This window comes from Paenibacillus faecalis (assembly GCF_900289175.1).
GTDB classification, from domain to species: Bacteria; Bacillota; Bacilli; order Paenibacillales; family Paenibacillaceae; genus Paenibacillus_AQ; species Paenibacillus_AQ faecalis.
Genome location: NZ_LT985747.1, coordinates 1,644,413 through 1,670,853 on the forward strand (window position 1 = coordinate 1,644,413; position 26,441 = coordinate 1,670,853).

At 46.1% G+C, this 26,441-nt stretch carries 28 protein-coding genes, 1 tRNA gene, 1 rRNA gene and 3 other annotated features; of the genes, 1 reads left to right on the forward strand and 29 read right to left on the reverse strand.

The genetic code is table 11. The annotated features are described in order from the left end of the window. Window positions 1-13 precede the first annotated feature (13 nt). Window positions 14-172: a sequence feature (ribosomal protein L10 leader region), on the reverse strand. 70 nt (window positions 173-242) lie between these two features. From rplA to C8268_RS08100, 15 genes are all read right to left on the reverse strand, one after another. Then, a complete protein-coding gene (rplA, locus tag C8268_RS08030; RefSeq protein ID WP_106767179.1) occupies window positions 243-935 on the reverse strand; it encodes a 50S ribosomal protein L1 in 693 nt (230 codons plus the stop codon). An 81-nt stretch (window positions 936-1,016) separates the two neighbouring features. After that, a complete protein-coding gene (rplK, locus tag C8268_RS08035) occupies window positions 1,017-1,442 on the reverse strand; it encodes a 50S ribosomal protein L11 (protein WP_106767180.1) in 426 nt (141 codons plus the stop codon). Between the two features lie 171 nt (window positions 1,443-1,613). Next, the gene (gene nusG / locus C8268_RS08040) at window positions 1,614-2,147 is read right to left on the reverse strand and encodes a transcription termination/antitermination protein NusG (protein ID WP_106767181.1); all 534 of its coding nucleotides are present in this window, start codon (window positions 2,145-2,147) and stop codon (window positions 1,614-1,616) included. A gap of 21 nt (window positions 2,148-2,168) precedes the next feature. Continuing rightward, window positions 2,169-2,360 (reverse strand): preprotein translocase subunit SecE, encoded by a 192-nt coding sequence (gene secE, locus C8268_RS08045; RefSeq protein ID WP_106767182.1) that lies wholly within the window; start codon window positions 2,358-2,360, stop codon window positions 2,169-2,171. Between the two features lie 21 nt (window positions 2,361-2,381). Continuing rightward, the gene (gene rpmG / locus C8268_RS08050) at window positions 2,382-2,531 is read right to left on the reverse strand and encodes a 50S ribosomal protein L33 (RefSeq protein ID WP_006212941.1); all 150 of its coding nucleotides are present in this window, start codon (window positions 2,529-2,531) and stop codon (window positions 2,382-2,384) included. A 425-nt stretch (window positions 2,532-2,956) separates the two neighbouring features. Next, window positions 2,957-3,604, reverse strand: coding sequence for an RNA polymerase sporulation sigma factor SigH (gene sigH, locus C8268_RS08055; protein ID WP_106767183.1), 648 nt, complete (start codon window positions 3,602-3,604; stop codon window positions 2,957-2,959). 160 nt (window positions 3,605-3,764) lie between these two features. After that, window positions 3,765-4,286: an NYN domain-containing protein gene (locus tag C8268_RS08060; protein ID WP_106767184.1), complete on the reverse strand. Its 522-nt coding sequence runs from the start codon at window positions 4,284-4,286 to the stop codon at window positions 3,765-3,767. Window positions 4,287-4,292: 6 nt separating this feature from the next. Then, a complete protein-coding gene (gene rlmB / locus C8268_RS08065) occupies window positions 4,293-5,039 on the reverse strand; it encodes a 23S rRNA (guanosine(2251)-2'-O)-methyltransferase RlmB (protein ID WP_106767185.1) in 747 nt (248 codons plus the stop codon). A gap of 83 nt (window positions 5,040-5,122) precedes the next feature. Continuing rightward, window positions 5,123-5,566: a Mini-ribonuclease 3 gene (locus C8268_RS08070; protein WP_106767186.1), complete on the reverse strand. Its 444-nt coding sequence runs from the start codon at window positions 5,564-5,566 to the stop codon at window positions 5,123-5,125. Continuing rightward, on the reverse strand, window positions 5,563-6,969 hold the full coding sequence (cysS, locus tag C8268_RS08075) for a cysteine--tRNA ligase (protein ID WP_106767187.1): 1,407 nt from the start codon (window positions 6,967-6,969) through the stop codon (window positions 5,563-5,565). Before cysS ends, C8268_RS08070 begins: the two co-directional genes overlap by 4 nt. 24 nt (window positions 6,970-6,993) lie before the next feature. After that, complete coding sequence (gene cysE, locus C8268_RS08080; RefSeq protein WP_106767188.1) at window positions 6,994-7,698, reverse strand: serine O-acetyltransferase; 705 nt, start codon at window positions 7,696-7,698, stop codon at window positions 6,994-6,996. Window positions 7,699-7,801: 103 nt separating this feature from the next. Further along, window positions 7,802-8,087 (reverse strand) — a binding site (T-box leader). 79 nt (window positions 8,088-8,166) lie between these two features. Beyond that, window positions 8,167-9,630 carry a glutamate--tRNA ligase gene (gltX, locus tag C8268_RS08085; protein ID WP_106767189.1) on the reverse strand — a complete coding sequence of 488 codons (1,464 nt, stop codon included), beginning with the start codon at window positions 9,628-9,630 and terminating at the stop codon, window positions 8,167-8,169. Window positions 9,631-9,665: 35 nt separating this feature from the next. Further along, window positions 9,666-10,154 (reverse strand): 2-C-methyl-D-erythritol 2,4-cyclodiphosphate synthase, encoded by a 489-nt coding sequence (gene ispF / locus C8268_RS08090; protein WP_106767190.1) that lies wholly within the window; start codon window positions 10,152-10,154, stop codon window positions 9,666-9,668. Further along, complete coding sequence (ispD, locus tag C8268_RS08095; RefSeq protein ID WP_106767191.1) at window positions 10,151-10,846, reverse strand: 2-C-methyl-D-erythritol 4-phosphate cytidylyltransferase; 696 nt, start codon at window positions 10,844-10,846, stop codon at window positions 10,151-10,153. The genes ispF and ispD overlap by 4 nt, the downstream gene beginning before the upstream one ends. 87 nt (window positions 10,847-10,933) lie before the next feature. After that, entirely contained in the window at window positions 10,934-12,022 is a 1,089-nt protein-coding gene (locus C8268_RS08100; protein ID WP_106767192.1) for a PIN/TRAM domain-containing protein, read from the reverse strand. Window positions 12,023-12,297: 275 nt separating this feature from the next. Here C8268_RS08100 and C8268_RS08105 point away from each other — a divergent pair, with 275 nt between their 5' ends. Further along, complete coding sequence (locus tag C8268_RS08105) at window positions 12,298-12,693, forward strand: nucleoside triphosphate pyrophosphohydrolase family protein (protein ID WP_106767193.1); 396 nt, start codon at window positions 12,298-12,300, stop codon at window positions 12,691-12,693. A 96-nt stretch (window positions 12,694-12,789) separates the two neighbouring features. Here the strand turns inward: C8268_RS08105 and pssA are convergent, their stop codons facing one another. The 14 genes from pssA to C8268_RS22940 all read right to left on the reverse strand — a co-directional run bounded on the left by pssA (window position 12,790) and on the right by C8268_RS22940 (window position 26,094). Continuing rightward, a complete protein-coding gene (gene pssA, locus C8268_RS08110) occupies window positions 12,790-13,518 on the reverse strand; it encodes a CDP-diacylglycerol--serine O-phosphatidyltransferase (RefSeq protein ID WP_106767194.1) in 729 nt (242 codons plus the stop codon). Window positions 13,519-13,571: 53 nt separating this feature from the next. Next, window positions 13,572-14,648: a DNA integrity scanning diadenylate cyclase DisA gene (gene disA, locus C8268_RS08115; RefSeq protein WP_106767195.1), complete on the reverse strand. Its 1,077-nt coding sequence runs from the start codon at window positions 14,646-14,648 to the stop codon at window positions 13,572-13,574. Between the two features lie 13 nt (window positions 14,649-14,661). After that, window positions 14,662-16,029, reverse strand: a complete 1,368-nt coding sequence (gene radA, locus C8268_RS08120; protein WP_106767196.1) for a DNA repair protein RadA — start codon at window positions 16,027-16,029, stop codon at window positions 14,662-14,664. Window positions 16,030-16,298: 269 nt separating this feature from the next. Beyond that, complete coding sequence (gene clpC / locus C8268_RS08125) at window positions 16,299-18,752, reverse strand: ATP-dependent protease ATP-binding subunit ClpC (RefSeq protein WP_106767197.1); 2,454 nt, start codon at window positions 18,750-18,752, stop codon at window positions 16,299-16,301. Window positions 18,753-18,862: 110 nt separating this feature from the next. Then, window positions 18,863-19,942: a protein-arginine kinase McsB gene (locus tag C8268_RS08130; RefSeq protein ID WP_106767198.1), complete on the reverse strand. Its 1,080-nt coding sequence runs from the start codon at window positions 19,940-19,942 to the stop codon at window positions 18,863-18,865. Between the two features lie 47 nt (window positions 19,943-19,989). Further along, window positions 19,990-20,514 carry a protein-arginine kinase activator protein McsA gene (locus tag C8268_RS08135; protein ID WP_106767199.1) on the reverse strand — a complete coding sequence of 175 codons (525 nt, stop codon included), beginning with the start codon at window positions 20,512-20,514 and terminating at the stop codon, window positions 19,990-19,992. Window positions 20,515-20,542: 28 nt separating this feature from the next. After that, entirely contained in the window at window positions 20,543-21,004 is a 462-nt protein-coding gene (locus C8268_RS08140) for a CtsR family transcriptional regulator (RefSeq protein ID WP_106767200.1), read from the reverse strand. A gap of 279 nt (window positions 21,005-21,283) precedes the next feature. Next, a complete protein-coding gene (locus C8268_RS08145; protein ID WP_106767201.1) occupies window positions 21,284-22,021 on the reverse strand; it encodes a hypothetical protein in 738 nt (245 codons plus the stop codon). After that, window positions 22,018-22,716: an ABC transporter ATP-binding protein gene (locus tag C8268_RS08150; RefSeq protein WP_106767202.1), complete on the reverse strand. Its 699-nt coding sequence runs from the start codon at window positions 22,714-22,716 to the stop codon at window positions 22,018-22,020. The genes C8268_RS08145 and C8268_RS08150 overlap by 4 nt, the downstream gene beginning before the upstream one ends. Then, complete coding sequence (locus C8268_RS08155) at window positions 22,717-23,115, reverse strand: GntR family transcriptional regulator (protein ID WP_106767203.1); 399 nt, start codon at window positions 23,113-23,115, stop codon at window positions 22,717-22,719. Window positions 23,116-23,169: 54 nt separating this feature from the next. Then, window positions 23,170-23,922 carry an ABC transporter permease gene (locus C8268_RS08160; RefSeq protein WP_106767204.1) on the reverse strand — a complete coding sequence of 251 codons (753 nt, stop codon included), beginning with the start codon at window positions 23,920-23,922 and terminating at the stop codon, window positions 23,170-23,172. Further along, complete coding sequence (locus tag C8268_RS08165; protein WP_106767205.1) at window positions 23,915-24,862, reverse strand: ABC transporter ATP-binding protein; 948 nt, start codon at window positions 24,860-24,862, stop codon at window positions 23,915-23,917. Before C8268_RS08165 ends, C8268_RS08160 begins: the two co-directional genes overlap by 8 nt. 358 nt (window positions 24,863-25,220) lie before the next feature. Then, a 5S ribosomal RNA gene (rrf, locus tag C8268_RS08170) occupies window positions 25,221-25,337 on the reverse strand. A gap of 681 nt (window positions 25,338-26,018) precedes the next feature. Continuing rightward, window positions 26,019-26,094, reverse strand: a tRNA-Ala gene (locus C8268_RS22940). 143 nt (window positions 26,095-26,237) lie between these two features. Beyond that, window positions 26,238-26,372, reverse strand: a sequence feature (16S ribosomal RNA rRNA prediction is too short). Between the last annotated feature and the right edge of the window lie 69 nt (window positions 26,373-26,441).

The following is a 26,441-nucleotide window of genomic DNA, read 5'->3' on the forward strand; positions in this document are numbered from 1 at the left end:
CGGCCACCATCCTACGGGCACTAAAAAAGCCTCCGTAGAATCACGAAGGCCTGATGAAAGCATCATTATGCCGGTCACCCGAACAAAATGCTGACGTTCTATCATAACACCTCGGTAGGAAATTAAGCCAGCTAACGGCACCTACTGTCTACGGTAAGCATATTCAACTTTAAATGGTCAGTCACAAGGACTCACAACTTTTTCATAATATCAAACCCTGACAATGAAGTCAATGGCATATATTATTTAAAAGAAGTTGCGTTCACGCGAGCACTAGGGCCCATTGTCGAAGATACAGCGATATTCTTCAGGAATACACCTTTAGCAGCCGCTGGCTTCGCGCGGTTCAATGCATCCACAAGAGCCTTGAGGTTGTCATAGAGTTTATCCGCGTCAAAGGACACTTTACCAATTGGAGCGTGAATTTGACCTGCTTTGTCCAGACGGTATTCGATTTTACCGGCTTTGATTTCTTGAACAGCCTTGCCAACATCGAAAGTAACCGTACCGGCTTTAGGGTTAGGCATCAGGCCTTTACCACCGAGCAGACGGCCCAATTTACCGACTTCGCTCATCATATCAGGTGTAGCTACGCAGACATCGAAGTCAAACCAGCCTTGTTGAATTTTGTTGATCATATCCTGATCGCCAACAAAATCCGCGCCAGCTGCTTCTGCTTCCTTCGCTTTTTCACCTTTAGCAAATACCAGAACGCGCTTTGTTTTACCCGTACCGTGAGGCAGGACTACAACGCCACGAACAGCCTGGTCTTGTTTACGAGGGTCTACCCCCAAACGCACTGCCACTTCAACAGTTTCGTCAAATTTGGCAGATGCCGCCTTCTTCACAAGCTCAACAGCTTCCAAAGGCTCATATGTTGCTTCGCTGTCAATCAGCTTAACAGCTTCAAGGTATTTCTTACCGTGTTTAGCCATGATTATTTTCCTCCTTTGTGGTGATAGCGGAATTTCCTCCCACAATATTCCGGACTAAAGTCCGACAGCATCGAAAGACAATTAATCTTCGATTGCAATACCCATACTACGGGCTGTACCTTCAACCATCTTCATTGCAGCCTCAACGGTTGCAGCGTTCAGGTCAGGCATTTTGGTTTCAGCGATTTTGCGTACATCGTCGCGTTTAACCGTTGCAACTTTCTTCTTGTTTGGCTCGCCGGACCCTTTCTCGATCTTGGCAGCCACACGAAGCAGAACAGCAGCCGGTGGAGTTTTGGTGATGAATGTAAAGGAACGATCCTCAAACACCGAAATTTCAACCGGAATAACCAAGCCTGCTTGATCTGCAGTACGAGCGTTAAATTCTTTACAGAATGCCATGATGTTGACACCTGCTTGACCCAATGCTGGACCTACTGGAGGAGCTGGGTTCGCTTTACCTGCAGGAATTTGCAGTTTTACCATCTTGATAATTTTCTTCGCCATGAAAGACACCTCCTTGCATCAATAGTGGTACTGGACGTTCCTTACGCCCTACCACAAGCGTAAACGGCTTCGCCGTCTTGGACTGGCAAAGCTTACGTTTCGCGTAAGAATCTAAGATAAAAGTAAAGTGTCTCACTTATACCCTCTTAGATTTCAAGAAACCTGAAGAATTTATAACTTCTCCACTTGAGTATAGTCTAACTCCAGCGGGGTTTCCCGTCCAAACATGTTAACGTGAACCTTAAGCTTACTCTTGTCAGCCAAAATCTCTTCCACGGAGCCCACGAAATTCGCAAAAGGACCAACCTTGATTCGAACAGATTCCTTGATATCGAATTCAATCTTCGGTTTCGGTTCCTCCATGCCCATATGCTTCAGAATCTGTTCAACTTCTTCTGGCAGCAAAGGCGTAGGTTTAGAACCGGAGCCAGTCGAACCGACAAAGCCCGTAACTCCGGGTGTATTGCGGACAACATACCAAGAATCATCGGTTTGAATCATTTCGACCAAGACATATCCCGGATAAACTTTACGCATGACGGTTTTTTTCTTACCGTCCTTGTTTACAACTTCTTCTTCCATAGGAACAAGAACGCGGAATATTTTGTCCTCCATGCCCATAGACTCGACACGTTTTTCCAAATTGGCTTTGACTTTATTCTCATACCCGGAATAGGTATGAACTACGTACCATCTTTTTTCCATATCAAGCCACCTGGGACCCTTCTAAATTATCGCTTCGATCACAGCGGAAATACCGATGTCTAAAACCCAAAAATAAATCGTGACAAACGCAACAGTGCCGAAAACGATGAGCGTATAGTTTGTCAACTCTTTACGATTAGGCCAGCGAACTTTCTTAAGTTCCGCCCAGCTTTCAGAGAAAAAGGAAAACAGAGACTTGAAACCACGTTTCATGCCGACTACACCTCCAAAAAACTATCTGGTTTCGCGATGAGGAGTTTGCTCGTTACAAAACTTGCAAAATTTCTTCATCTCCATGCGGTCGGGGTGATTTCGCTTGTTCTTTGTGGTTGTGTAGTTTCTTTGTTTGCAGCTAGTACAAGCCAAAGTAATAATTACCCGCATGATGTGCACCTCCCGAAGACGTCCTTCTTCATCAGAAGAACCCTATATTGATCCTAGTAGAAAGATCGACCCGTCCTGTAACAGACAAGCGAAATTTCTGCGAGATGAACAAAACCGTTGTTCCTGTGCAGTAACAACGTTCATTCATAAAACACGCGAATTTAGGCCTACCTAAAACACTTTATCACATGGTTAACGCCTTTTCAAGCCTTTTTCTCTCTGAATGCAGGGGCTGCATCTACTTTCCATTATGATCATTCTTTTGACAAATGAAACGCCGAATTGTTAAAAAGAAACGCTTGCCGCTTCCCTCTGCAGGAAGAAAAGAGCGTTTCTTCTGACTTACAACATAAGAGTTATATTTTCTTAAATTGTAAAAAAAGGCTCAAATCGAGCCTTCTACATATCGTTCAACTCTAATTCTATCACGAATTATCCCGAACCTCCAAATAACGCTCAAGCTTCCGCTTAACCCGTTGGAGGGCATTATCAATAGATTTAACATGGCGTCTCAAATCTACTGCGATCTCTTGATAGGAACGGCCATCCAAATAAAGCATCAGTACTTTCCGCTCCAGATCACTCAGTATTTCGGACATTTTGTCTTCCAAGCCAACAAACTCTTCCTGGTTAATAACCAGTTCCTCCGGATCACATACCGCCGTTCCGCATATAACATCAAGCAGCGTACGGTCTGAATCCTCATCATAAATGGGCTTATCCAAAGAAACATAGGAATTTAGTGGTATGTGCTTCTGTCTCGTTGCTGTCTTAATTGCCGTAATAATCTGCCGTGTAATACACAGTTCAGCGAAAGCCTTAAACGAGGACAGCTTGTCCCCTTTAAAATCACGGATCGCCTTATAAAGGCCAATCATGCCTTCCTGTACGATATCTTCGCGGTCAGCGCCAATTAAGAAATACGAACGAGCCTTGGCACGTACAAAGTTCCGGTACTTATTGATCAAATATTCAAGCGCTCCGCTGTCACCTTGGCGGACCGCTTCAACAATGTCTTCATCACTTAACAAATCATACCCCGACATCATGACTTCCTTGAGGTTAACACTCAATAGAATCCCTCCGGCCCCGGAACGCACGGTACCCCGTCACTCGCTTGAAATATATGACAAGTATATATGATGTCTATAAGACCGTCAACCACGACATCCCTAAAATAAAGGGATAACAACCTAAATGTAAGGACTTTGATGATTTATATTAACATTTCAACTATTCACGACGCCATCTCTCAAACATTTTACGAACATCCTCTGACAATTGACCATCCAGCGTGTTTCTCGTTCCTTTGGACTGGTCCTCCTTGATTTTACGTTTCACTTCACGTTCACTCAACTCTACCTGATTAAGAAGTTCCCGGGCTGAAATACGAAGAGCTCCAAGTGAAAAAATGATATGCTGCTCCATCAGATCACTCGTAGCAACATAAATCTTACGCCGCCGGTGACTGAAATCTATAACAAGACGTTCAATGCATTCGTCGGCGGTTTCTTTTTCTTTCGTAAAATAGACCTGAACCTTTCCTTGAGTGAAAGATTTGCCGAGCCCCGGAACTCGATAAGCATCAAAAACAACAATGACGCGAAGGCCCGAGAACGCCTGGTAATCCGCCAGTTTCTCCAGAAGAGCATCCCGGGCCTCCTGCATGCTGTCTTGTGCAAGCTGTGCAAGGAAAGGCCACCCGCCGATCATATTATATCCATCGACCAGCAGCACATCCCGCCAATCGGCCATTTTTCCCTAACCTTGAGGGCGACGACGGCGGAATACTTCATACATGACAACACCGGCAGCTACCGAAGCATTGAGCGAATTGATCTGTCCAGCCATTGGCAGTTTGACAAGCACATCACATTTTTCGCGAATAAGTCTGCCCATCCCTTTGCTCTCATTACCGATAACGACCGCAACCGGCCCATTGAACACATCGGTGTCGTAAATTTCTTGATCTGCATCCACGACGGTTCCGACAACCCATACCCCCATCTCTTTCAGCTGCTCTATCGTTTGAGCAAGATTCGTAACTCTTGCCACCGACACATATTCAACTGCACCAGCAGATGTCTTCGAGACGGTCGCTGTGATCTGGGCTGAGCGTCGTTTGGGCAGAATAACACCGTGTGCGCCTGTGCAATCAGCCGTTCTTAGAATAGACCCAAGGTTATGCGGGTCCTCAATTTCGTCAAGAATCAGCAAAAAAGGAGCCTGTCCCTTTTCTTCGGCAATTTTCAACAAATCATCCACTTCTACATAAGCATATGGAGCAGCTTGAGCAACAACACCCTGGTGCTGTACACCCGGGACCATCTGATCCAGCTTGCGTTTATCAACATTTTGAATCACGATTCCATGCTTTCTAGCTTCCGCAATAATCGGCATCGTCAGATGCTTCTGTGCATGATCAGCGATCCAGATCTTGTTGATCGTACGCCCGGAACGGAGCGCTTCGGTTACAGAGTGCTTCCCCGCAATCATTTCTTCCTGCATAATTTCTTCCTCCCGAATACCTGTCCGAACTTATTATTTAAAGCCGGCGGTTTAGATGTATTTTTTGTCTAGGCTGTAGTGCGCTATTTAGCGGGATTGACCATAAACTCAATGGCTTGCCCGATTAATTCGTGAAGACGATGATGCTGTTCCGCATAATAAAGATAACCTACCAGGCATTCAAATGCTGTCGCATGACGATATTCCAGAACGTCGGCATTCTTCGGAAGAGTACCTGATTTGGCATTTCGCCCCTGCCTTACAACATCCCGTTCCTCCTCTGTCAGCATCGGATCGAGAAAAGATAATATCTTGCTCTGCGCCTTTGCTGATACAAGGCTTGTCGCCGTACGATGTAAATGATGCGGCCTGAGATTCGGCAGGGAAATCAAATACTGACGTACTGCAACCTCATAAATAGCATCTCCAATGTAGGCAAGCACGATCGGCGGAATCAAACGGACAGGCTTGGAAGGAGGGTAGGGAAACAACCACCCGCCTCCCAGCTCTTTGCCTGCGCCGCTCATTTGCGCCGCCAGCGCATACCCTGCGCTGTATCCTCAAGCACAATGCCTTCTGCAGCCAACATATCACGGATTTCATCAGCACGCGCCCAATCTTTGTTTTTGCGAGCAGCGGCTCTTTCCTCAATCAAGCGCTCGATATCTTCATCAAGCAGCTCATCAGCGGATGAGTCCACAATGCGCAGCACTCCGTTCATTTCTTCAAAAACATCCAACACCGCCCGAAGATCCTCCGCCGGAACAGACGCCTGCTGCAACAGGTGGTTGGTCTCGGTAGCCCATTGGAACATAGCCGTAATCGCATCCGGTGTATTGAAATCATCCTGCATTTTATTGTGAAACTCTTCGAGCACTTCAGTCATTTTCCGGGAAATATCGACTCCCGCTTTCCCTTCTGTCGAATTAACAGCCTTCTCCAACCGATGTTTCACGTTTAGAGCTGCATTGGCAATCCGATCTACGCTGTTCTGCGCTTGCTTCATGACCTCATCGCTGTAGTTAAGCGGATTACGATAATGCGTTGAAAGCATGAAATATCGGATAGCTTCCTTCGTGTACTGCTCCCGTAACTCCTTCACCAGCACACCATTCCCGAGCGATTTTGACATTTTCTCGTTGTTGATTCGAATATAGCCGTTATGCATCCAATAATTCGCAAGCGGCTTGCCTGTCAACGCCTCCGACTGCGCCAGCTCACATTCATGGTGCGGAAATTGCAGATCCTGGCCTCCGCCGTGAATATCGAGCGTATCTCCCAGATAACGCCGGACCATTGCAGAGCATTCTATATGCCACCCCGGACGGCCTTTGCCCCATGGACTTTCCCAAAAAATCTCTCCCGGTTTGGCCGCTTTCCAAAGGACAAAATCCTCAGGGCTTTCCTTACGCTGATCCACTTCAATTCGAATGCCGAACTGAAGTTCGTCGAGTTTTTGCTGAGACAGCTCCCCATATTTATCAAACTTTCTTGTCCGAAAGAAAACGTCCCCGCCGTTTTCATAAGCAAAATCTTTTTCCATCAATTCACGAATGAAATCAATAATGCTGTCCATATTTTCCGTAACACGCGGATTGGATGATGCTCTAGGGATACCTAATCCGTCCAAATCCTCAAAATAAGCCGTGATGAATCTGCTTGCAATCTCCGGCACAGTGGTTCCGGTTTGCTCCGCTTTACGGATCATTTTATCGTCCACATCGGTAAAATTGACAACATAATTCACCTGATATCCTTGCTGCTCAAAGTACGAGCGTACTACATCAAAAAAGATCATCGGGCGCGCATTTCCGATGTGGATATAGTCGTATACGGTTGGCCCGCACACGTACATGCTTACTTTCCCCGGCTCCTGAGGCTTAAACGTCTCCTTCATGCGGGTTAACGTATTATAAATTTGAAGTGCCATACGTAACGTCACGATCCTTTCATCTTATTGCTTTTCTCTGTCATTTTTATTCAAAGAGGCCGCTATAAAGGCTTCCTCCGGTGCTGACGGCTTCCCTTCTTTCAATACGGCCAGTTCCTTGCGCATATCATCTATTTCCTTCTGCATCCCCCTAAGTGTGTCCACGATCGGGTCTGGAAGCTTCGTATGATCAAGCCGGTCACGAATCCGTTCACCGTTACGTTTCACGACTTTTCCCGGATTACCGACAACGGTGCTGTTTGGAGGCACTTCCCGAAGCACAACAGCATTGGAGCCAATATTGCAGTTATCGCCAATCGTGAAAGATCCAAGAACTTTGGCGCCTGATCCAATGACTACATTGCTGCCGATTGTCGGGTGACGCTTTCCCTTCTCTTTCCCTGTTCCGCCAAGTGTCACTCCCTGGTAAATCACGACGTCATCACCGATTTCACATGTTTCTCCGATCACCACACCCATCCCGTGGTCAATAAACAGCCTCTTGCCAATCTTTGCTCCGGGGTGAATTTCAATGCCGGTCATGAACCGACTGAACTGTGAAACCATGCGGGCCAAAGAGTACCAACGCCGTTTAAACAAAGCATGCGCTATTCGGTGTAACCATAAAGCGTGAAGACCCGAATAGGTGAATACCACCTCAAAAAGTCCCCGGGCAGCCGGATCATTCTCGAACACCGTTCTAATATCCGACTTCATCTGCTGGAACATCAACTTCTCCTCCTCCCCCAGCTATACCGGCATAAAGATATTTCAGACGAAAGCAGCGACTCCTGATTATTTCTTACAAAAAAAACGCCTCTGCAGCTTTCGCTGCAGAGACGTCAGACACGCGGTTCCACTCTGCTTAAACCTAGCTGATATCCCTCCCTCATCCGAAAGAGAAGAATGCCAGGTTTCACTCAAGTCTTTAACGGTGACGACCGGTATAATCTAACGAAACGAATCGCTTCAATTATACAGCTCACAGGCGCATTTCCGCTTAATGTCAGCAGGATAACTTTCAGCCTGGAAGAAGTAAATGGCTCTGCATCTTCTTCCGGTTATCCTCTCTGGATGCTAACGATATTATGCGTACTTTTCCTGATCCCAGCTTTTTCGATGTATACTTTCTTATTTATATTACTCAAAAGTTCGATCGCTGACAAGAAGATGTACAGCTATGTTTTGCTCACCCTTTTAAGCACCTTTAATCTGGGAACGCAAACGATCCAGTACTCTGTCTTTACCAAGCAGCCAGATGGTCTGATTCAGATCACGTCCATGCATCTGTCCTGTAAGAGCCACACGGATTGGCATAAAGAGCTGTTTGCCTTTAAAGCCGGTTTCCTTCTGCACTTCCTTGATCAAGGCTGCAATTTTAGACGCTGTGAATTCCTCAGAAAGTTCCAGCTTCGCAAGGAAAGCGGACAATACAGCCGGGACATGCTCTTCAGCAAGAATGGAAGTAGCCTCCTGATCCAGCTCCAGATGAGTGCGGAAAAACACATCGGATAAATCAACGATGTCAGAGGCCGAAGTCATCTGTTCCTGATAAAGTGCAACAAGAGCGCGAGCCCACTCTTCCTGCTCCGGCGTCAACTCAGCAGGCAGACGCGAAGCGCGCTGCAAATGAGGAATGGCCAGTTCTGCAATCCGGGTTGGATCGGACTGCTTAATATAAGTGTTATTCAAATAAGCTAATTTATTCGTATCGAACACTGCCGGACTCTTCGAAAGTCGTTTCGCATCAAAGATTTCAATCAGCTGCTCTTTCGAGAAAATCTCTTCCTCACCCTCTGGAGACCAGCCAAGCAGGGCGATGAAATTAAACAAGGCTTCCGGCAAATATCCGAGCTGATCATACTGCTCGATAAATTGGATGATCGACTCATCCCGCTTACTGAGCTTCTTATGATTCTCCCCTACAATCAGCGTCATATGCCCGAATTGTGGAGGCTCAAAGCCAAACGCTTCATAAATCATAAGCTGGCGAGGCGTGTTGGAGATGTGATCCTCTCCCCGAAGTACATGAGTGATCTTCATCAAATGGTCATCGATAGCAACCGCGAAATTGTATGTCGGGATGCCGTCTTTTTTCACAATGACAAAATCTCCGGTCTCTTTCGTATTAAACGAAATAGTCCCTTTAACCATATCATCAAATGTATACGTCTTATCTTCCGGAACCCGGAACCGGATGCTTGCAACTCGTCCTTCCGCTTCAAAGGCGCGGCACTGCTCCTCCGTCAAATCACGGTGCTTGCCAGAGTAACGCGGCGTTTCCCCGCGAGCCATCTGTTCCTCCCGCTCCTTCTCCAACTCTTCTTCAGTGCAGTAGCATCGATAAGCAAGTCCGCGGTCGAGCAGATCTTGCCAATATTTGCGGTAAATATCCAGCCGCTCCGTCTGACGATAAGGACCGTAATCGCCACCGACATCGATGCTTTCATCCCAGTCTATACCCAGCCATTTCAAATATTTAAGCTGGCTTTCCTCTCCGCCTTCTATATTGCGCTTTACGTCTGTATCCTCAATGCGGATAATAAATTTCCCATTATGCTTACGTGCGAATAAATAATTAAATAATGCCGTTCTGGCGTTTCCGATATGTAAATGTCCCGTTGGACTCGGTGCATAGCGAACACGGACTTCTTCGGTCATTTGCAATCCCTCCGTTACATTCTACAAATATTCTTTCAAGATGATAGCATACCTTGAACAAGGCATACAACAGATTGTGCGGCGATTCCTTCGCCCCGTCCTGGAAAGCCAAGCTGCTCTGTCGTGGTCGCCTTCACATTAACCTGAGCTTCATCCGCTTCCAGCGCTTTAGCGATAATTTCGGTCATCTGCGGAATGTACGGAGCCATCTTTGGCTTCTGTGCAATAATTGTACTATCCACATTCGCCAGACGATACCCTTTTTCCTTGGCCATCTCCCATACTTTCTCCAATAGCTTCAGGCTGTCGGCATCTTTGAACGCTGGATCATCATCTGGAAAGTGACGGCCGATATCTCCAAGGCCTAAAGCACCTAAAACAGCGTCTGTAATTGCATGCAGCAGCACGTCGGCATCGGAATGCCCAGCCAAGCCTTTTTCATACGGAATGGTCACACCGCCGATAATACATGGCCTTCCTTCCACGAGCTGATGCACATCAAATCCCTGACCCACTCGAATCATTTTCCCTTCTCCCCCTTGTACTTTAAAAATGCAGCATACTCCAAATCCTCTGGCGTTGTAATCTTGATATTCGTATACTTTCCTTCCGCTACAGCAATCGGCAAACCCGCTTTTTCCAACAGCATTGCATCATCCGTTCCAAAAAAACCGTTCCGGCGGGCCAACTCATGTGCATCCAGCAGGTCAGAAAGACGAAAAGCCTGTGGGGTCTGAACAGCCCACAGACTATGACGATCAGGTGTTGCTGTAATCAGCCCCTGTCCGTTCACCTGTTTGATCGTATCCTTCACAGGAACTCCAAGAACGGCAGCGCCTTCGCGAAGAGCCGTCTTGCAGCAAGAATAAATCTCGTCGTGGGTAACAAACGGCCTGACGCCGTCATGTATCATTACCCACTCTGTATTCATTTGCTTGATTCCTTGGTAAACCGATTCCTGTCGCTCACTTCCGCCTGGGATAACAGCCGACACCTTGTCCAGGCCATATTGCTCAACCCATGCCTCGCAGCGGGCTACATCATCCTTGCCTGTAACCAGCACAATCTCCTGCAGCCATGGCAATCGGTTGAATATGTCCATTGTATGCACAACGATGGGTCTGCCGTCAATTTGCAAAAATTGCTTGCTCTCAGCGGTTCCCATGCGCGAACCTTTCCCCGCTGCCACGATGACAGCACCGAAGTTAGTATTCATGTTTAAAACCCCTGTCTTTACCCGGCACCTTGATCTTCATCCCTGCCGGGAACGGATATGTACAGTACACACTACATCATACCCTGTTTACTGGGCTTTTTCCAACAGTTTTGGTTTCGCGAAAATCATCCGCCCAGCTGATGTCTGCAGCACACTGGTCACCAGCACTTCCATCATCGTACCGATATATTCGCGTCCTCCTTCAACAACGATCATCGTGCCGTCATCCAAATAGGCTACCCCCTGACCATGCTCCTTGCCATCCTTAATGATCTGTACTAAAATTTCCTCTCCAGGCAGCACAACAGGCTTCACCGCATTGGCCAGATCGTTGATGTTAAGCACCGATACACCTTGCAATTCGCACACTTTATTCAGATTGAAATCATTCGTAACCACTTTGCCCTGAAGAACTTTAGCCAGTTTCACCAGCTTGCTGTCCACCTCGGATATTTCCTCGAAATCCCCTTCATAAATAAGCACCTTTACATCCAGTTCCTTCTGGATTTTATTCAAAATATCCAACCCCCGCCTTCCGCGGTTCCGCTTCAACAGATCCGAAGAATCTGCAATGTGCTGAAGCTCCTCAAGCACAAATTCCGGTATAACGATAGTTCCCTCTATAAATCCTGTTTTGCAAATATCAGCAATCCTGCCGTCAATGATGACACTGGTATCCAAAATTTTATGCTCTTCAATCCGTCGACCTTCTGGCTCAACAGCTTGACTCCATCTTCCTGACATCCACAGGGAGGCAAGCTCTTCTTTCTTCTCCAGTCCAATCCTTAATCCGACATATCCCCCAAGCATGGTGATGCCTACTTGCAGCAAATGTCCTCCTTGGCCAAGCCAGGAAAGCCCTGGTGATAAGAGCAGAGTTATTAGCAATCCCGCAAGCAAACCTGCCATACCGGCGGCAAGATCATTCATCGGCATCCGGGAAAAAGATGCAATCATCGATTGAACTCTACCATCGAACTTATCTGAAACAAGCGCTCCGATCATCCCAAACGTCAGTCCCCCCAGCAGTATAAATACACCGCTGCCTCCTGGTATCAATCCTTGCCTGAAGATCAGGGAGAACTCAGGAAACGACCGCTCCAATACATCATATAACGTATGTCCGGTCCATGCTCCACACAGTACCGCAAATGCTAAAATAGCTTTTTTAAACATAGGCTCGGCGCACCTCCTTTTTCTTGATTTGTTGTATATTTTCCAGTATGGTCCAATTTTTCAAGCTATAATCGTGCATCCTATGTTTTTCTCAAAATTATTCCCTATGATTTAATTTCTAAAGATTAGCAAAGAAAGGGAGCTTTTCTGACAAAGGCTGTGTTAAGCTATAATTATGGAACCTTTCCAGTGTGTGAAAATCGGTTGAAATTCCCGGAACGGCTGGAATATAATGAACTCAATTCATAATATCGATATCGAGGTGGATAATAATAATGAGTGCTCCTAGTTTACAGGCTTTTCAGGACCAAGTTTCCGAATTGTTGCTCCGTCACCGTAGTCTCTTGGATGTGCTGTCCAAAAATGGTCAAAGCAATGCGTCCGTCAACCGCGCTGTTACCAAAGCAATTACGGAATGCGGCTGCATCGAACTTCACGCCACGAAGCAAACCTTCGATATGGAGGCGGATCTCGAACAGGCCAAAGAACTCGCGGGTACTCACGTGAACGGTCATTTATGCGAAAATTGCCGGGAAGCGATCAGCTCGGAGCTCGGCCGAAATTTGTTCTATATGTCCGCTATGGCTAATTTACTCGACATCCAGTTGGATGAAGTCGTTATCGAGGAATCCAAGAAATGCTCAACACTAGGTTTATTTAACCTCTCTTAAGAACTCGCTATCGCTTTCATATGCTTAACACAAAAAAAGCATTTAGATCGCTGCCACAGGACAGTGAAATAAATGCTTTTTATTATGCAAATATAATTAACGGTCTGAGGAATGATACGCCTCATCGGGATTGCGGTCTTCTTGACGCTTCTTACGACTCAGCTTGCGAAAATTCTGTTTCAAACCGTAACCAGCATAGAGCAAGAGCGGTACGAAAATCAGCTTCGAGGTTTGTTCAGGGAAAAACACAGCTACCATCACAGCCGCGATGACCACTATAGGCGTGTACTTGATCGCTTTTTTCGGCAGACCGATTTTTTTAAAATTCGGATATTTGACACTGCTGATCATGAGATAAGAAAGCAATAACATGGCAATGATCATATAAGGTGCTGTAATCTCTTCATGAAACAGGGCTAAAGTAGCCAGTACACCCCCCGCTGCCGGGATAGGCAGACCGATAAAATACCCCGGAATCCCAGGACGAACGTTAAAACGGGCCAAACGAAGTGCACCGCACATCGGAAAAATAGCTGTAATCGTCCAGGCAAAAGCTTCATTGATCCCACCAAAAGCCACGGTATACATAATAAGAGCAGGAGCTACTCCAAATGAAATAACATCAGACAGGGAGTCCAGCTCCTTGCCAAATTCGCTCTGTGCATTAAGCGCACGTGCAACGCGGCCATCCAATCCGTCGAGAAGCATGGCAATAATGATCATAATGGCGGCCATATTCGTGCTGCCCTTGGTCGCCAGAATTATGCCAATCATTCCGAGAAACAGGTTACCTAAAGTAAACATGTTCGGAATCGACTTCGTCATTTGTATTTTCACCTCGTTAATTTCTCACATCACATTCATCGATTTTATGAGAATTACATTTGCCTGTCAATAAATACTTGTTCTTGCATTCTTTTGAGGCCGTCCTTAATGGTGCGAGCACGAACCTCACCAATTCCATCGACTTCATCCAGTTCATCGATGGTCGCAGACATGATGCTGGGCAAATCTTCAAACCGATCCACCAGATTACGTATAATCACATTAGGCAAGCGAGGGATTTTATTCAATATACGGTAGCCGCGCGGCAAAATTTCTTCCTCAGAGGATGCAGCTGAAGATGGATACCCCAAAATTCGAACGATGTGATGCATATCCAAGAGCTCATCATCCGTCAAACGTTTCAGCGACATAATGATTTCTCGGATATTTTCCTCGCTATACTCACGTGCATAATCGGCGTAAAGCAGCCAAGCTTCTTCCTCAATATTGCTGACCAATTCGTCCATTTGCATGCTGATCAGACGTCCTTCGTTCCCCAGTTCATTAATGTAACGCTTGATCTCCTTCTTGATTCGAAGAACCATTTCAACCCTCTGAACGACGTTCACAACCTCATGGATCGTAACCATCTCTTCAAACTCTGAAGCCGAAAGATTAGTTAAAGACTGGTTCAATACGACTCTATATCTCTCTAACGTCTGAATAGCCTGATTGGCCTTTGTTAAAATAACTCCGATTTCCTTAAGCGCGTAACGTATCGACCCCTGATACAATGTGATGATGTTTCGGCGCTGTGAAATCGAGACGACCAGCTTTCCGGTCTGTTTAGCTACCCGCTCCGCCGTTCGATGACGAATCCCTGTCTCTGTAGAGGATATGGAGGAGTCCGGAATAAGCTGAGTGTTTGCATATAAAATGCGTTTTAAATCTTCACTTAAAATAATAGCTCCATCCATTTTCGCCAATTCATACAAATAGTTAGGCGAGAAATCACAGTTGATGGAAAACCCCCCGTCAACAACCTCCATAACCTCAGGACTGTAACCAACGACGAGCAGCGCACCGGTTTTTGCCCTTAACACATTTTCAAGCCCGTCACGAAACGGTGTTCCCGGCGCCACCAGCTTCAGCAGGTCATTCATTCTGTCCATTTGGCTCGTTTCTTTCACCTTAGTATGCCCCCTAATCTAACGCAACTGCTAGTGCATCTGCCACGGTATTGACTCCAATAATTTGTATGCCTTTCGGATGCTTCCAGCCCTTCAAGCTCTTCTCAGGCATAATTACTCTTTTGAATCCTAATTTCTCTGCTTCTTTTACCCGCTGCTCTGCTCTTGAAACCGCTCGAACTTCACCGGTTAGCCCCACTTCACCGAAAATAACATCATATGGTTTGGTAGGCATATCCCGAAAGCTCGAAGCGATGCTGACGGCAATGGCCAGGTCTACCGCAGGCTCATCCAGTTTCACCCCGCCAGCGACATTCAGGTAAGCGTCCTGGTTTTGCAGGAACATCCCCATCCGTTTCTCAAGCACAGCAATAATTAAATTCATGCGATGATGATCCACCCCGGTACCCATTCTTCGCGGTGAAGGAAAATGGGTTGACGATATAAGTGCCTGAAGTTCCACCAACACCGGACGGGTTCCCTCCATGCTCGCCACAACAGTGGACCCCGCCACGCCAAGCGGCCGCTCTGACAGAAACAGCTCGGATGGATTACCGACCTCACGCAGCCCTTCTTCTCCCATCTCAAAAATACCGATTTCATTCGTCGATCCAAAGCGATTCTTCACTGCGCGAAGAAGGCGATACGTATGGTGTCGCTCCCCTTCAAAATACAGCACACAATCCACCATATGTTCAAGCAGTCTTGGACCTGCAATCGCACCTTCCTTCGTGACATGTCCGACAAGAACGGTAGCGATTCCTTTTACCTTGGCCAAACGCATGAACCTGGCCGTACATTCCCGGACCTGAGCTACACTGCCAGGCGCACTGGATACCTCGGGCTGATACACCGTCTGTATGGAATCGATGACAACGAATTGAGGCTGCATGTTCTCAATCGCTTCCTCTATGGTTTCCAGGTTCGTCTCACAGAGAACAAACAGCTCAGGTGACAGCGCTCCAAGTCGGTCTGCTCGCAACTTCGTTTGACGGACCGATTCTTCCCCGGAAATGTACAGCACCCGAAGACCGTTTCGCGCAAGCTGATTGGACGTTTGAAGCAACAGTGTAGATTTCCCGATTCCCGGATCACCGCCAACAAGCACAAGTGAACCCGGGACAAGACCGCCGCCGAGCACACGGTTCAGCTCTACAATCCCGGTCTCGATCCGGGGTTCCTTTCCACTTTCTATATTTATGATCGATACGGGCTTTTCTTTACTATGAAAAAGGGGGGAATTCATCCCTTGTGTCTTGATGACGGTTTCCGTTTCTTCCACCATGGAATTCCAGGCCTGACAGCCGGGACATTTCCCGTACCATTTGGGCGTTTCATATCCGCATTCGAAGCAGAGGAATTTTGTTTTTGTTTTTGCCATAGCCTCTCCTTTATGATATGCAATCATCTGCCGATAATCGTCAAAACCTTGCAAATTCAAGCATTAATCAAAGTTTACCATTTATTATGATTTATCGTAAAGAACATTCAAAAAGTTTAGCAAACTAAGAAACACTTTATCGTCTTTATAAGGGACGACCGTGTTTCTGATAGAAATATAAGCAAGTATACAATATAAACTGTATACTTGCTTATATTTAAAAAAACCCCGCCGGCATACCAGCGGGGCCTTAAAACCAAACGGAACTGTTATTCAGCTTTCGTTGCAGCAGATGATGTGCTTTTCTTCGTGACTGTCAGCTCGCCATCCACTTCATCGATAACCAGCTCATCGCCCGTCGCAACATTACCTTTCAGAAGCTCCTCAGAGAGACGGTCTTCAATGTGCTTCTGAATCGCTCTGCGGAGCGGCCGCGCACCGAATGCAGGATCATATCCCTCTTTCGCGAGGAAGGACTTCGCTTTATCCGTCAGCTCAAATTCGACGTCAAATTCGCGCAGACGCTTGCGAAGCTCATCAGACATCAGCGTTACAATTTCTGCAATATGCTTCTCTTCAAGCGAATGGAATACGATGATCTCATCGATCCGGTTCAGGAACTCTGGACGGAAGCTCTTTTTCAGCTCATCCATCACTTTTTCCTTCATGTTGTTGTAATCTCTGCCTGCATCGTTTACAGCAGTAAAACCAAGTGTCGAGTTGCGCTTGATCGCTTCAGCACCCACATTGGATGTCAGAATAATCAGCGTGTTTCGGAAGTCAACAACGCGACCTTTGGAGTCCGTCAAACGTCCATCCTCCAACACTTGAAGCAGGATGTTGAACACTTCCGGGTGGGCCTTCTCAATCTCATCCAGCAGGACTACCGAATACGGCTTGCGGCGAACTTTCTCCGTCAATTGACCGCCCTCTTCATAGCCGACATATCCCGGAGGCGCTCCAACGAGACGGGCCGTAGAGTGCTTCTCCATGTATTCAGACATATCGATCCGGACAACAGCATTCTCATCTCCGAACATCGCTTCTGCAAGTGCTCTGGCAAGTTCAGTTTTACCTACCCCTGTAGGTCCAAGGAAGATAAACGATCCCATCGGACGCTTCGGATCTTTCAGTCCGGCTCTGGCCCGGCGAACGGCCCGGCTTACAGCTTTAACCGCTTCTTCCTGCCCGATTACACGGTTGTGAAGCAGTTCTTCCATTTTGAGAAGACGCTCGGTTTCCTCTTCTTGCAGTTTATTAACCGGAATACCAGTCCAGCTGGCCACAACGTCTGCAATGTCTTCCGGAGTAACCTCGGAATCGGTACGACCCTGCTTCTCTTTCCACTGGTTTTTCGTAACTTCAAGCTCTTCCCGCAGCTTCTGCTCCGTATCGCGCAGTGCAGCTGCTTTTTCAAACTCCTGACTCTGAACGGCTGCATCTTTTTCCTTACGGATATTTTCCAGATGCGCTTCCTGATCCTTCAGGTTTGGCGGAATCGTATACGTATTCAGGCGAACCTTGGAGCCCGCTTCATCAATAAGGTCAATCGCTTTATCCGGTAGGAAACGGTCTGTAATGTAACGATCAGACAATTTAACCGCCTGTTCAATCGCTTCATCCGTAATCTTTACCCGGTGGTGAGCTTCATATCGATCACGCAATCCGTAAAGAATTTGGATCGCTTCTTCCGGTGTTGGCTGATCGACAGTAATCGGCTGGAATCGACGTTCAAGTGCTGCATCTTTCTCAATATATTTACGGTACTCATCCAACGTCGTAGCTCCGATACACTGCAGCTCTCCGCGTGCCAAGGATGGTTTTAAAATATTGGAAGCATCGATGGCACCTTCCGCACCGCCAGCCCCGATCAGGGTATGCAGCTCATCAATAAACAGAATGATATTGCCGGCCTGACGGATTTCATCCATGATCTTCTTCAATCGATCTTCGAATTCACCACGATATTTCGTGCCTGCGACAACAGAACCCATATCAAGCGTCATAACCCGTTTATCGCGAAGCGTTTCCGGAATTTCATTGTTCACAATCTTTTGAGCGAGCCCTTCTGCAACTGCGGTTTTACCTACCCCAGGCTCACCGATCAGAACCGGGTTATTTTTGGTACGACGGCTAAGCACCTGAATAACACGCTCGATTTCTTTGCTGCGTCCGATCACCGGGTCCAGATTGCCTTCTTTTGCAATAGCTGTAAGGTCACGCGCAAGACTGTCAAGCGTTGGCGTGCTTACATTTTGTGATTGCCCGTGATGGCTGGAAACAGCTTCACTGCTGCCAAGCAGTTGGAGCACTTGCTGGCGTGCCTTGTTCAGGCTTATGCCCAGATTGTTAAGTACCCGGGCAGCCACACCCTCACCTTCACGAATCAAGCCAAGCAGAATATGCTCTGTACCTACATAAGTGTGACCCAATTTACGGGCTTCGTCCATTGAGAGCTCAATGACCTTCTTGGCTCTTGGAGTATATGCGATATTTGTCGGCTGCTCCTGACCGCGGCCGATCAACGATTCTACTTCATCCTGTATCTTTTCAAGCCCAAGACCGAGACCAATCAACGCTTTAGCAGCAATGCCGTCTCCTTCACGGATGAGTCCCAGCAGGATATGTTCCGTACCTATGTTGTTATGTCCCAAACGTACAGCCTCTTCCTGTGCCAACGCCAGAACTTTTTGTGCACGCTCTGTAAATCTACCAAACATCATAGTACCTACACCTCCACGAATGATTGTTTTATAACTTGGAATAATGCAACTTCTGTACATCCATCGGTTTAATCGCCTTTTGCTATTTGCAAAATTCCAACATACTACTGTTACTGTTGCTTATTATGGTTTTGACCAAGTGTTTCTCGAATCAACTTTGCACGATAAACATCACGTTCTCCCGGCTTCATTGCACCAGCGAAACGCTTTTGCAAAAAACCCGGCTCGATCATCACAGTAAGCTCATTAATGACGAAGCAAGATGGTCCTGGCAAGATTCCCAGGTCAACCCCAAGCCGAACGTCCGACAGTCTTTGCGCCGCTTCTTTGGAATCCATCACAGCTGCATAAGACAATATTCCGTATGACCGCATCACACGGTCCCTGATCCGCAGCTTCGCTTCACTCATCAGCCGTGCGCGTGCGTTCTTCTCATGTTCTATAATTTGAAGAACAACGCTGTGCAAGTTGTCGATAATTTCAGACTCGGTCTGCCCTAGCGTAATCTGGTTGGAAATCTGAAACAGATTACCCACAGCTTCACTGCCTTCACCATACATCCCTCGTACCGTAAGCCCTACCTGTGAAACGGCAGACAATATACGGTTAATCTGCTGAGTCATAACAAGTGCAGGCAGATGCATCATGACTGAAGCCCGGAGTCCTGTACCGACGTTTGTCGGGCAGCTCGTAAGATATCCTCTTTTATCGTCAAACGCATAGTCCAGCTTGTTTTCAAATATATCATCCAATGCTGTCGCCCGATCCCAGGCTTCGCGCACCTGAAATCCAGGATATAAACATTGAATTCGGAGATGATCCTCTTCGTTAATCATAATGCTTACCGATTCATCCTCGTTCAGGATGACCGCACCGTTTCGGGATTCATTCGCAAGAGCCGGACTGATCAAATGCTTCTCTACAAGCACTCTTCGATCCAATTCCTCCAGATTATCCAGCTTAATCACATGGAAAGGTCCGAAACTCTTCAGCTCTTCCTGATCCTTTAATACACCAGTCAGGCGCTCAAGCACTTCGGCCGACTGCTGGTTAGTCGCAAGCAGCGGAAAAGGAAGATTCTGCAGGTTGCGCGCCACCCGGACTCTGGTGCTGATGACTATATCAGAATCCTGTCCGCTACCGCGCATCCATTCGCTAAGCGCCTGCTCGGTGAATCGGAGATTCGACATCACGCATTCCTCCTATAACAAGTGCAAATTCAGTTTCTTTTGCCACGCTAACCTTGCTCGATATTCTTTTCCAGTTCACGAATCTGGTCGCGTATTTCTGCAGCAAGCTCGAATTCCTCTTGAACAATCCGGTACTGCATTTCTTTCTTCAACTCGTCAATTTTACGTTTCACCTGGATCTTGCTACCGCTTCGCTTCGGAATCTTGCCCACATGAGTGACATTGCCATGAACCCGTTTGAAAAGCGGATCAAGCCGATCCGAAAAATATTTATAGCAAGAGCTACAGCCAAACCGACCGAGCTTGCCAAACTGTGAATAAGTCATACCGCATTCCTCGCAGCGAGAGGCTTGCTGCCCCCTTGAACCCGAACCTTGACCATTTCCTGCGGGATCGAGATCAAGCAGTCCTGACAACAAGCTGTGAATAGAGAAGCCATTCGAGGTTCCGGGGATGATCTCCCCTTTTTCACGGGCGCAAGATTCACAAAAGTGAAATTCTGTCTTCTCTCCGTTCACAATCTTGGTGAAATGGAGCGTCGCTGGTCGTTTACCGCATTCTTGACACACCATATTCATGCCCCTCCTTTTAAAACCAATCTCATTTGCCTAATAAAGAAAAAATCATCGCCTTCATGATTCTTGCACGAAGCTCATCACGGTAAGGAAGCTTGACCATAAGACATTCTCTTGAGATGGCCGCCCGCATAAGGCTGGCTTCACGTGGGGTCAAAAAACATGATTCCTCAAGTTGATAGATTAGTCCCTCCGCTACCGTCTGATCAATCATGTCACCGATCGAATGATGAAGGTGGTGATGAAGCGCAGCATCCTCCGGAAGCTCGATGCGTTGAATACGTATATAACCTCCACCGCCGCGTTTGCTTTCCACCAGATAACCTTTCTCTAGCGTAAACCTTGTACTGAGTACATAATTGATCTGAGATGGCACACAAGAGAATTTCTCAGCAAGATCATTTCGCTGAATTTCAATGGTGCCCTCTGAGCTTTCCTGCAAAATCCCCTTTAAGTAATGTTCGATAATATCAGAGATATTACGCATGTCCATTCATCCTCCACTGCTTGAAACGCTAAGCCGTACTGATCTTACACGTCCGCACAGGGCCTTGCCTATACGTTGATTTTACCCATTGTATCACTCGATTGAATCGAGTGTGCTGACTTTGACTTTCTTTGACTTTGGTATTATTATAACATATTTTTTAAATTTGCCAAGAGCTCTCTTTTTACAGTGTAGCCGTTAAAAAATGAAAATATTCCGTTGCACCAGCATAAAAAAGACCCCGCAAATTCTTGCGAGGTCTTGGTTACAATTACCATTTCAAACTTCGATCTTTCGGTTAATCAAGTATACCATAGTATAAGTGAATCCTGCGACAAGCAGGATTTCAAACAGCAAAGGACCTATCGGTATATCGAAAACATGATTATCCACACCAGTCGTACCGCTTGATCCTATATTGATGGAATATATGTGACCAGTCCAGGTGTTTCCCGATGAGAACGTTTTGTATTCTACCCATGCTACCGCGTTTTGGATCACAAAAAAGAGCAGGATGCCGATCCACAGACCCGATTGTTTGCCTACAACGCGAGCAACCGTTATCGAAAAAAAGACGACGATGATCACAAATGTAAATTTCCAGCCGGATACTAGCGCAGCTAAAACACTTTCACTTGAAAGGAATTTACTCATATCAACCATAACATATTCAAGGTTCCACAGTATCCACAAGTGAAGCATAACCAATGACATCAGGACAATCACGCTAATCCAGGCCTGTATCAATGAGGAAATGATGCTCCAGATCGGGGATACCGGTAGTAATCGACGGTTATACTGCTTGATGTTCTGATCAAAGGTCCGACATACGATAATAAACAAAACGGTACTTACGATACCATAAGTGAGCATAGTAGTGGACAAAATAACCCAATGCTCCCAACCTTCCATGACACCGATCGTCGTAACTAATATTTCAATGATCAAAAGTATGGTCATCAGTCCAAGCACTGAATTCGCATTGCGCTTCCAGTCGTACTTCAGCAGCTTCATCATTCCGCAAACACCTCTTTAAACATCTCATCTATACTTTTGCCATGCTGGAAACGAATATTTTCAACCTCTTCATGCATGACGATCTCGCCGTTGCGTATAAAGACCACCTCATCAAAAATACGTTCAATGTCATTTACCAGGTGAGTCGAAATGATAATACTGCTGTCCTCATTATAAAATTCTACAATCGCATTGAGAATTTTGCTTCTGGCTACCGGGTCCACACCGCCGATCGGTTCGTCAAGCATATACACAGAAGCGTTTCGTGAAAGCGCCAATGTCAGCTGCAGCCTTTCATTCATTCCTTTCGACAAGGAACTGATTTTGTCATTTAGCTTCAGATTCATAAATTCCAACATATGATGAGCTTTCTCAACATTAAAGTCGGGATAAAAATCTTTTAAAAAATGGATCGCATCCGATACTTTCATCCATGATTCTGTCAGTGGGCGATCCGGCATAAAGGATACTAATGATTTTGTCGTTAATCCTACCGGTGTACCTTTCACTTTAACTGTTCCTGATGTGGGCTGAATAAGGCCTGCCGCAATTTTCATCAAGGTACTTTTACCGCTGCCGTTCGTTCCAAGCAAACCAATGATTTTACCTTCCGATATGTTCAATGACACATTGTGCAATGCATGCCTTCTCCCATAGTTCTTGGAAATGTCTTTAAACTGTATCAAGTGTTCCACTTACGCATCCCCCCTCTCTACTTTCGATTCCTCATCATTATCGTTCACAGCTTCCGCTACGATCGCCATAATATCCTGATCTTTAAAGCCAAGCTCTTGCATACCGTGTATAAAATGCTCCAACAGATCGTTGGCCATTTCCTTTTTTATCGTCATGATCTTCGATCCCTCACTCGTCACATATCTTCCCAATCCTCGCCGTGTCTCAACGATACCTTCACGTTCCAGTTCCTGAAACGTGCGCTGCACTGTATTGGGATTAATCTGAAGGTCAGCTGCTAACTCCCGAACGGACGGAATTTTATTGCCTGGTTGAAGAGCGCCTCTTACGATTTCTCTTTTTAAGTAATTCATGATTTGCAAATAGATCGGCAGGTTATTGTCGAATTCAATAGTCACTTTCAGTTTTGCTCCTTTCCGCCGCTCTCCTCTATAAGAATTGCTTCTAGCGGTTTAAGCGACATCCCGTTTTTTAAACGTAACAAAGCTTATGGCCAGAAACAAGAGGAGATATGCAAACAGTATAATCACAGAGAACATCGCTGTCATGCCAGGAATCGGCGCATACTCCTTGTCAAAGATGTAAGGCACAAGATCAAGATTAAAGAAAGGAAGATACTTGGCCCAAGAGTATTTAACCAACAGCATGGCTATAATCTTTTCTGAAAAAAACATACACATCCCAATGCCGATGGCAGCCCCTGTTGATTTCAGCAAAATACCGAGAGTGAACGTGATCGTAACATACATAAGGGTGTAGATCATGCTGAGTGCCGCAATCATAAGCGAATTCAAAATACGCGATATTCCATCAACCGTTCCCATCATGAACGTTTCAGTGACCAGTCCGACAATCAGTGCAAATAACGTCAATATGGTGACGTACAACACGATAGCGACATACTTTGATGCTAAAATCTTGCTTCGGCTCTGGGATCGAATCAGGAGCAGCTTGATCGTTCCAAGACTATGTTCCCTTGCAACAGTTCCAGCTGTAACAATGATCGAAATCATCGTTAAAAACTGGCCCATCCCTCTAGAATAAATAGCTATATCCGCAAAGCCAAAATCGCTGCCTGTATTTCCATCCATCATGGAACCTGTAAACAAGATCATGCCTGCCACTAAAATAAACGGTACAAAGAAACTTTTCTTTTTAAACATTTTCAGCCATTCGTTGATGACAAGATTTCCGAAACTACGCAATGCGGTTACCCCCTGTCCATTTCAAGAACTCATCTTCCAATGATGCCTTTATTTCCTCTATTCGGTAAATATCTACCCCATGATCTCTCAAAATGTTGATCAATTGTGGTATCATTTCATCTCTTACCTGAAGTCCAACCTCATTTCGTTCCGGCTGAACACCCATCACATTGACCTTTTCGAGCATGTGTACAGCTTCCAGCATCTGCTGTGTGTTATTCACCCGGAAGGTTACTGACACCCGTTCATTCTGCGGCTCACTGCCAATCGAACGCTCTGTCACAAATTTACCTTCTTGAATGACAACAACTCTGCTGCACATCAGTTCCATCTCAGTCAACAGATGACTTGAAACTAAAACAGCAATCCCCTCTTCCCTCGCAATTGTCTTCAGATAATCACGCATTTCGCGAATTCCTGCCGGGTCCAATCCATTCGTTGGCTCATCCAGTATTAATATAGATGGTTCATGCAGAAGCGCTTGAGCAATACCGAGTCTTTGCCTCATCCCAAGTGAATAAGCGCGGACCTTCTTATGAATGGCATTCTGGAGCCCAACCAGTCTGACGACTTCATGAATTTTGGAATCTTTAATTCCTTCCGTCATCCGTTGATACTGCTTCAAATTGTCGAATCCGCTCATATACGGATAAAATTCCGGATTTTCAATGATCGCTCCGATATGACGTATTGCTTTAACAAAATCGTTACGAACACTGTACCCTCTCACAATTACGTCACCTTGCGAAATTTTGATCAATCCTACAATCATTCGAATGGTCGTCGTCTTACCAGCACCATTCGGTCCAAGAAGACCAACAACTTCACCTTGATGTATATCAAAAGACAAAGCGTCTACAAGATTTCGATTGCCGACCGTTTTTGTTATATTTTTTGCGCTAAGCAGAACCTGACGGGGTTGATTAATGGTTGTGCTCATGTTTACACTTCCTTTGTATTAGTGTTATAGTTAGATAGTACACTAGTGAAGTGGTAATGTAAAGAGAGGAAATGATTGTTTTTTTACTTACAATGAATGAGATGTAGCAAATCAGAAATACAAATGATTCAAGAATATAAAAGTGATCGGAAAAGACAAGAGAAGGGATATCATATCTTCATTGATAATGTTGGGGGAGTTCGACAAATGTTTGAAGTTTGGGAAGGCTTAGGAAGGAGTCTATATACTGCATGACCGAAGGTGATTTTCGCACATTTGATGTATGGTTGAGAGAATAAAATCTTTTGAACACAAAAAAACCACCATCGATCAACGATAGTGGTTTCATTGGTTGTTCGCTTGGCAACGTCCTACTCTTCCGGGACCCTTCGGTCCAAGTACCATCGGCGCTGGAAGGCTTAACGGTCGTGTTCGGGATGGGAACGCGTGGAACCCTTCCGCCATCGTCACCAAACAGGATTTTTGCGCTGCTTTTGCTTTCGTGATCTCTCACCAGCAAAATATCCAGCCTTATAAAAGGCTTGCAACTTCAAATCATTTCAGGAATTTTGCTCCCTGAAAACTAGATACGAAACTATTTGCGTTGTTAGAATCCGTAGCATTTCCTTTCAGATCCTAAGATCTTTCCGGGCCCCGCCAAAGTATTCAGAATCAGCTTCAAAGCTTCTCTTCACTTTGGTGGGTTCCAGTTCGGGGTCCCCGAAAAGTAATCGGCGTTGCTCCAAAGCTTCGCTTCACTTTTTGGGGTGTTTATTGGATAAGCCCTCGACCGATTAGTATTGGTCAGCTCCATGCATTGCTGCACTTCCACCTCCAACCTATCTACCTCGTCGTCTTCAAGGGGTCTTACNAGCTCCTAGCGCCTAGGCATCCTCCGTGTGCTCTTAGTAGCTTAACCATTCGCTTCGGTTTTGCGCTCATCGCTCTGTTGTCCGTTTGTTTCCTGATTGGATGAAACCATTCATAGGTGGAAACAAACTCCCAAAGGATCGATGATCCCAAAACCTTCGCTGCTACTTTTTTCTTACTTGGTCATATATATGACACAAGTCAGCTAAAAGGATATTTCTAATTCGCAAATTCGTTTCGTTATCTAGTTTTCAAGGATCAAATATAAAAAAGATGAAAATTTGATTGGTGGAGCCAAGGGGGATCGAACCCCTGACCTCCTGCGTGCAAGGCAGGCGCTCTCCCAGCTGAGCTATAGCCCCAATTCAAATTCCATCAAAACTGAACAAATGAACTCACGTCATGTTTAACTTTGCCTTCGGCAAAGAGATCGGCGACCTTGTGGTCAGCCTATATTTGAATGTTCTCGTTGCAGAGAACAATTCTCCATAGAAAGGAGGTGATCCAGCCGCACCTTCCGATACGGCTACCTTGTTACGACTTCACCCCAATCATCTACCCCACCTTCGGCGGCTGGCTCCCTAAAGGGTTACCCCACCGACTTCGGGTGTTGTAAACTCTCGTGGTGTGACGGGCGGTGTGTACAAGACCCGGGAACGTATTCACCGCGGCATGCTGATCCGCGATTACTAGCAATTCCGACTTCATG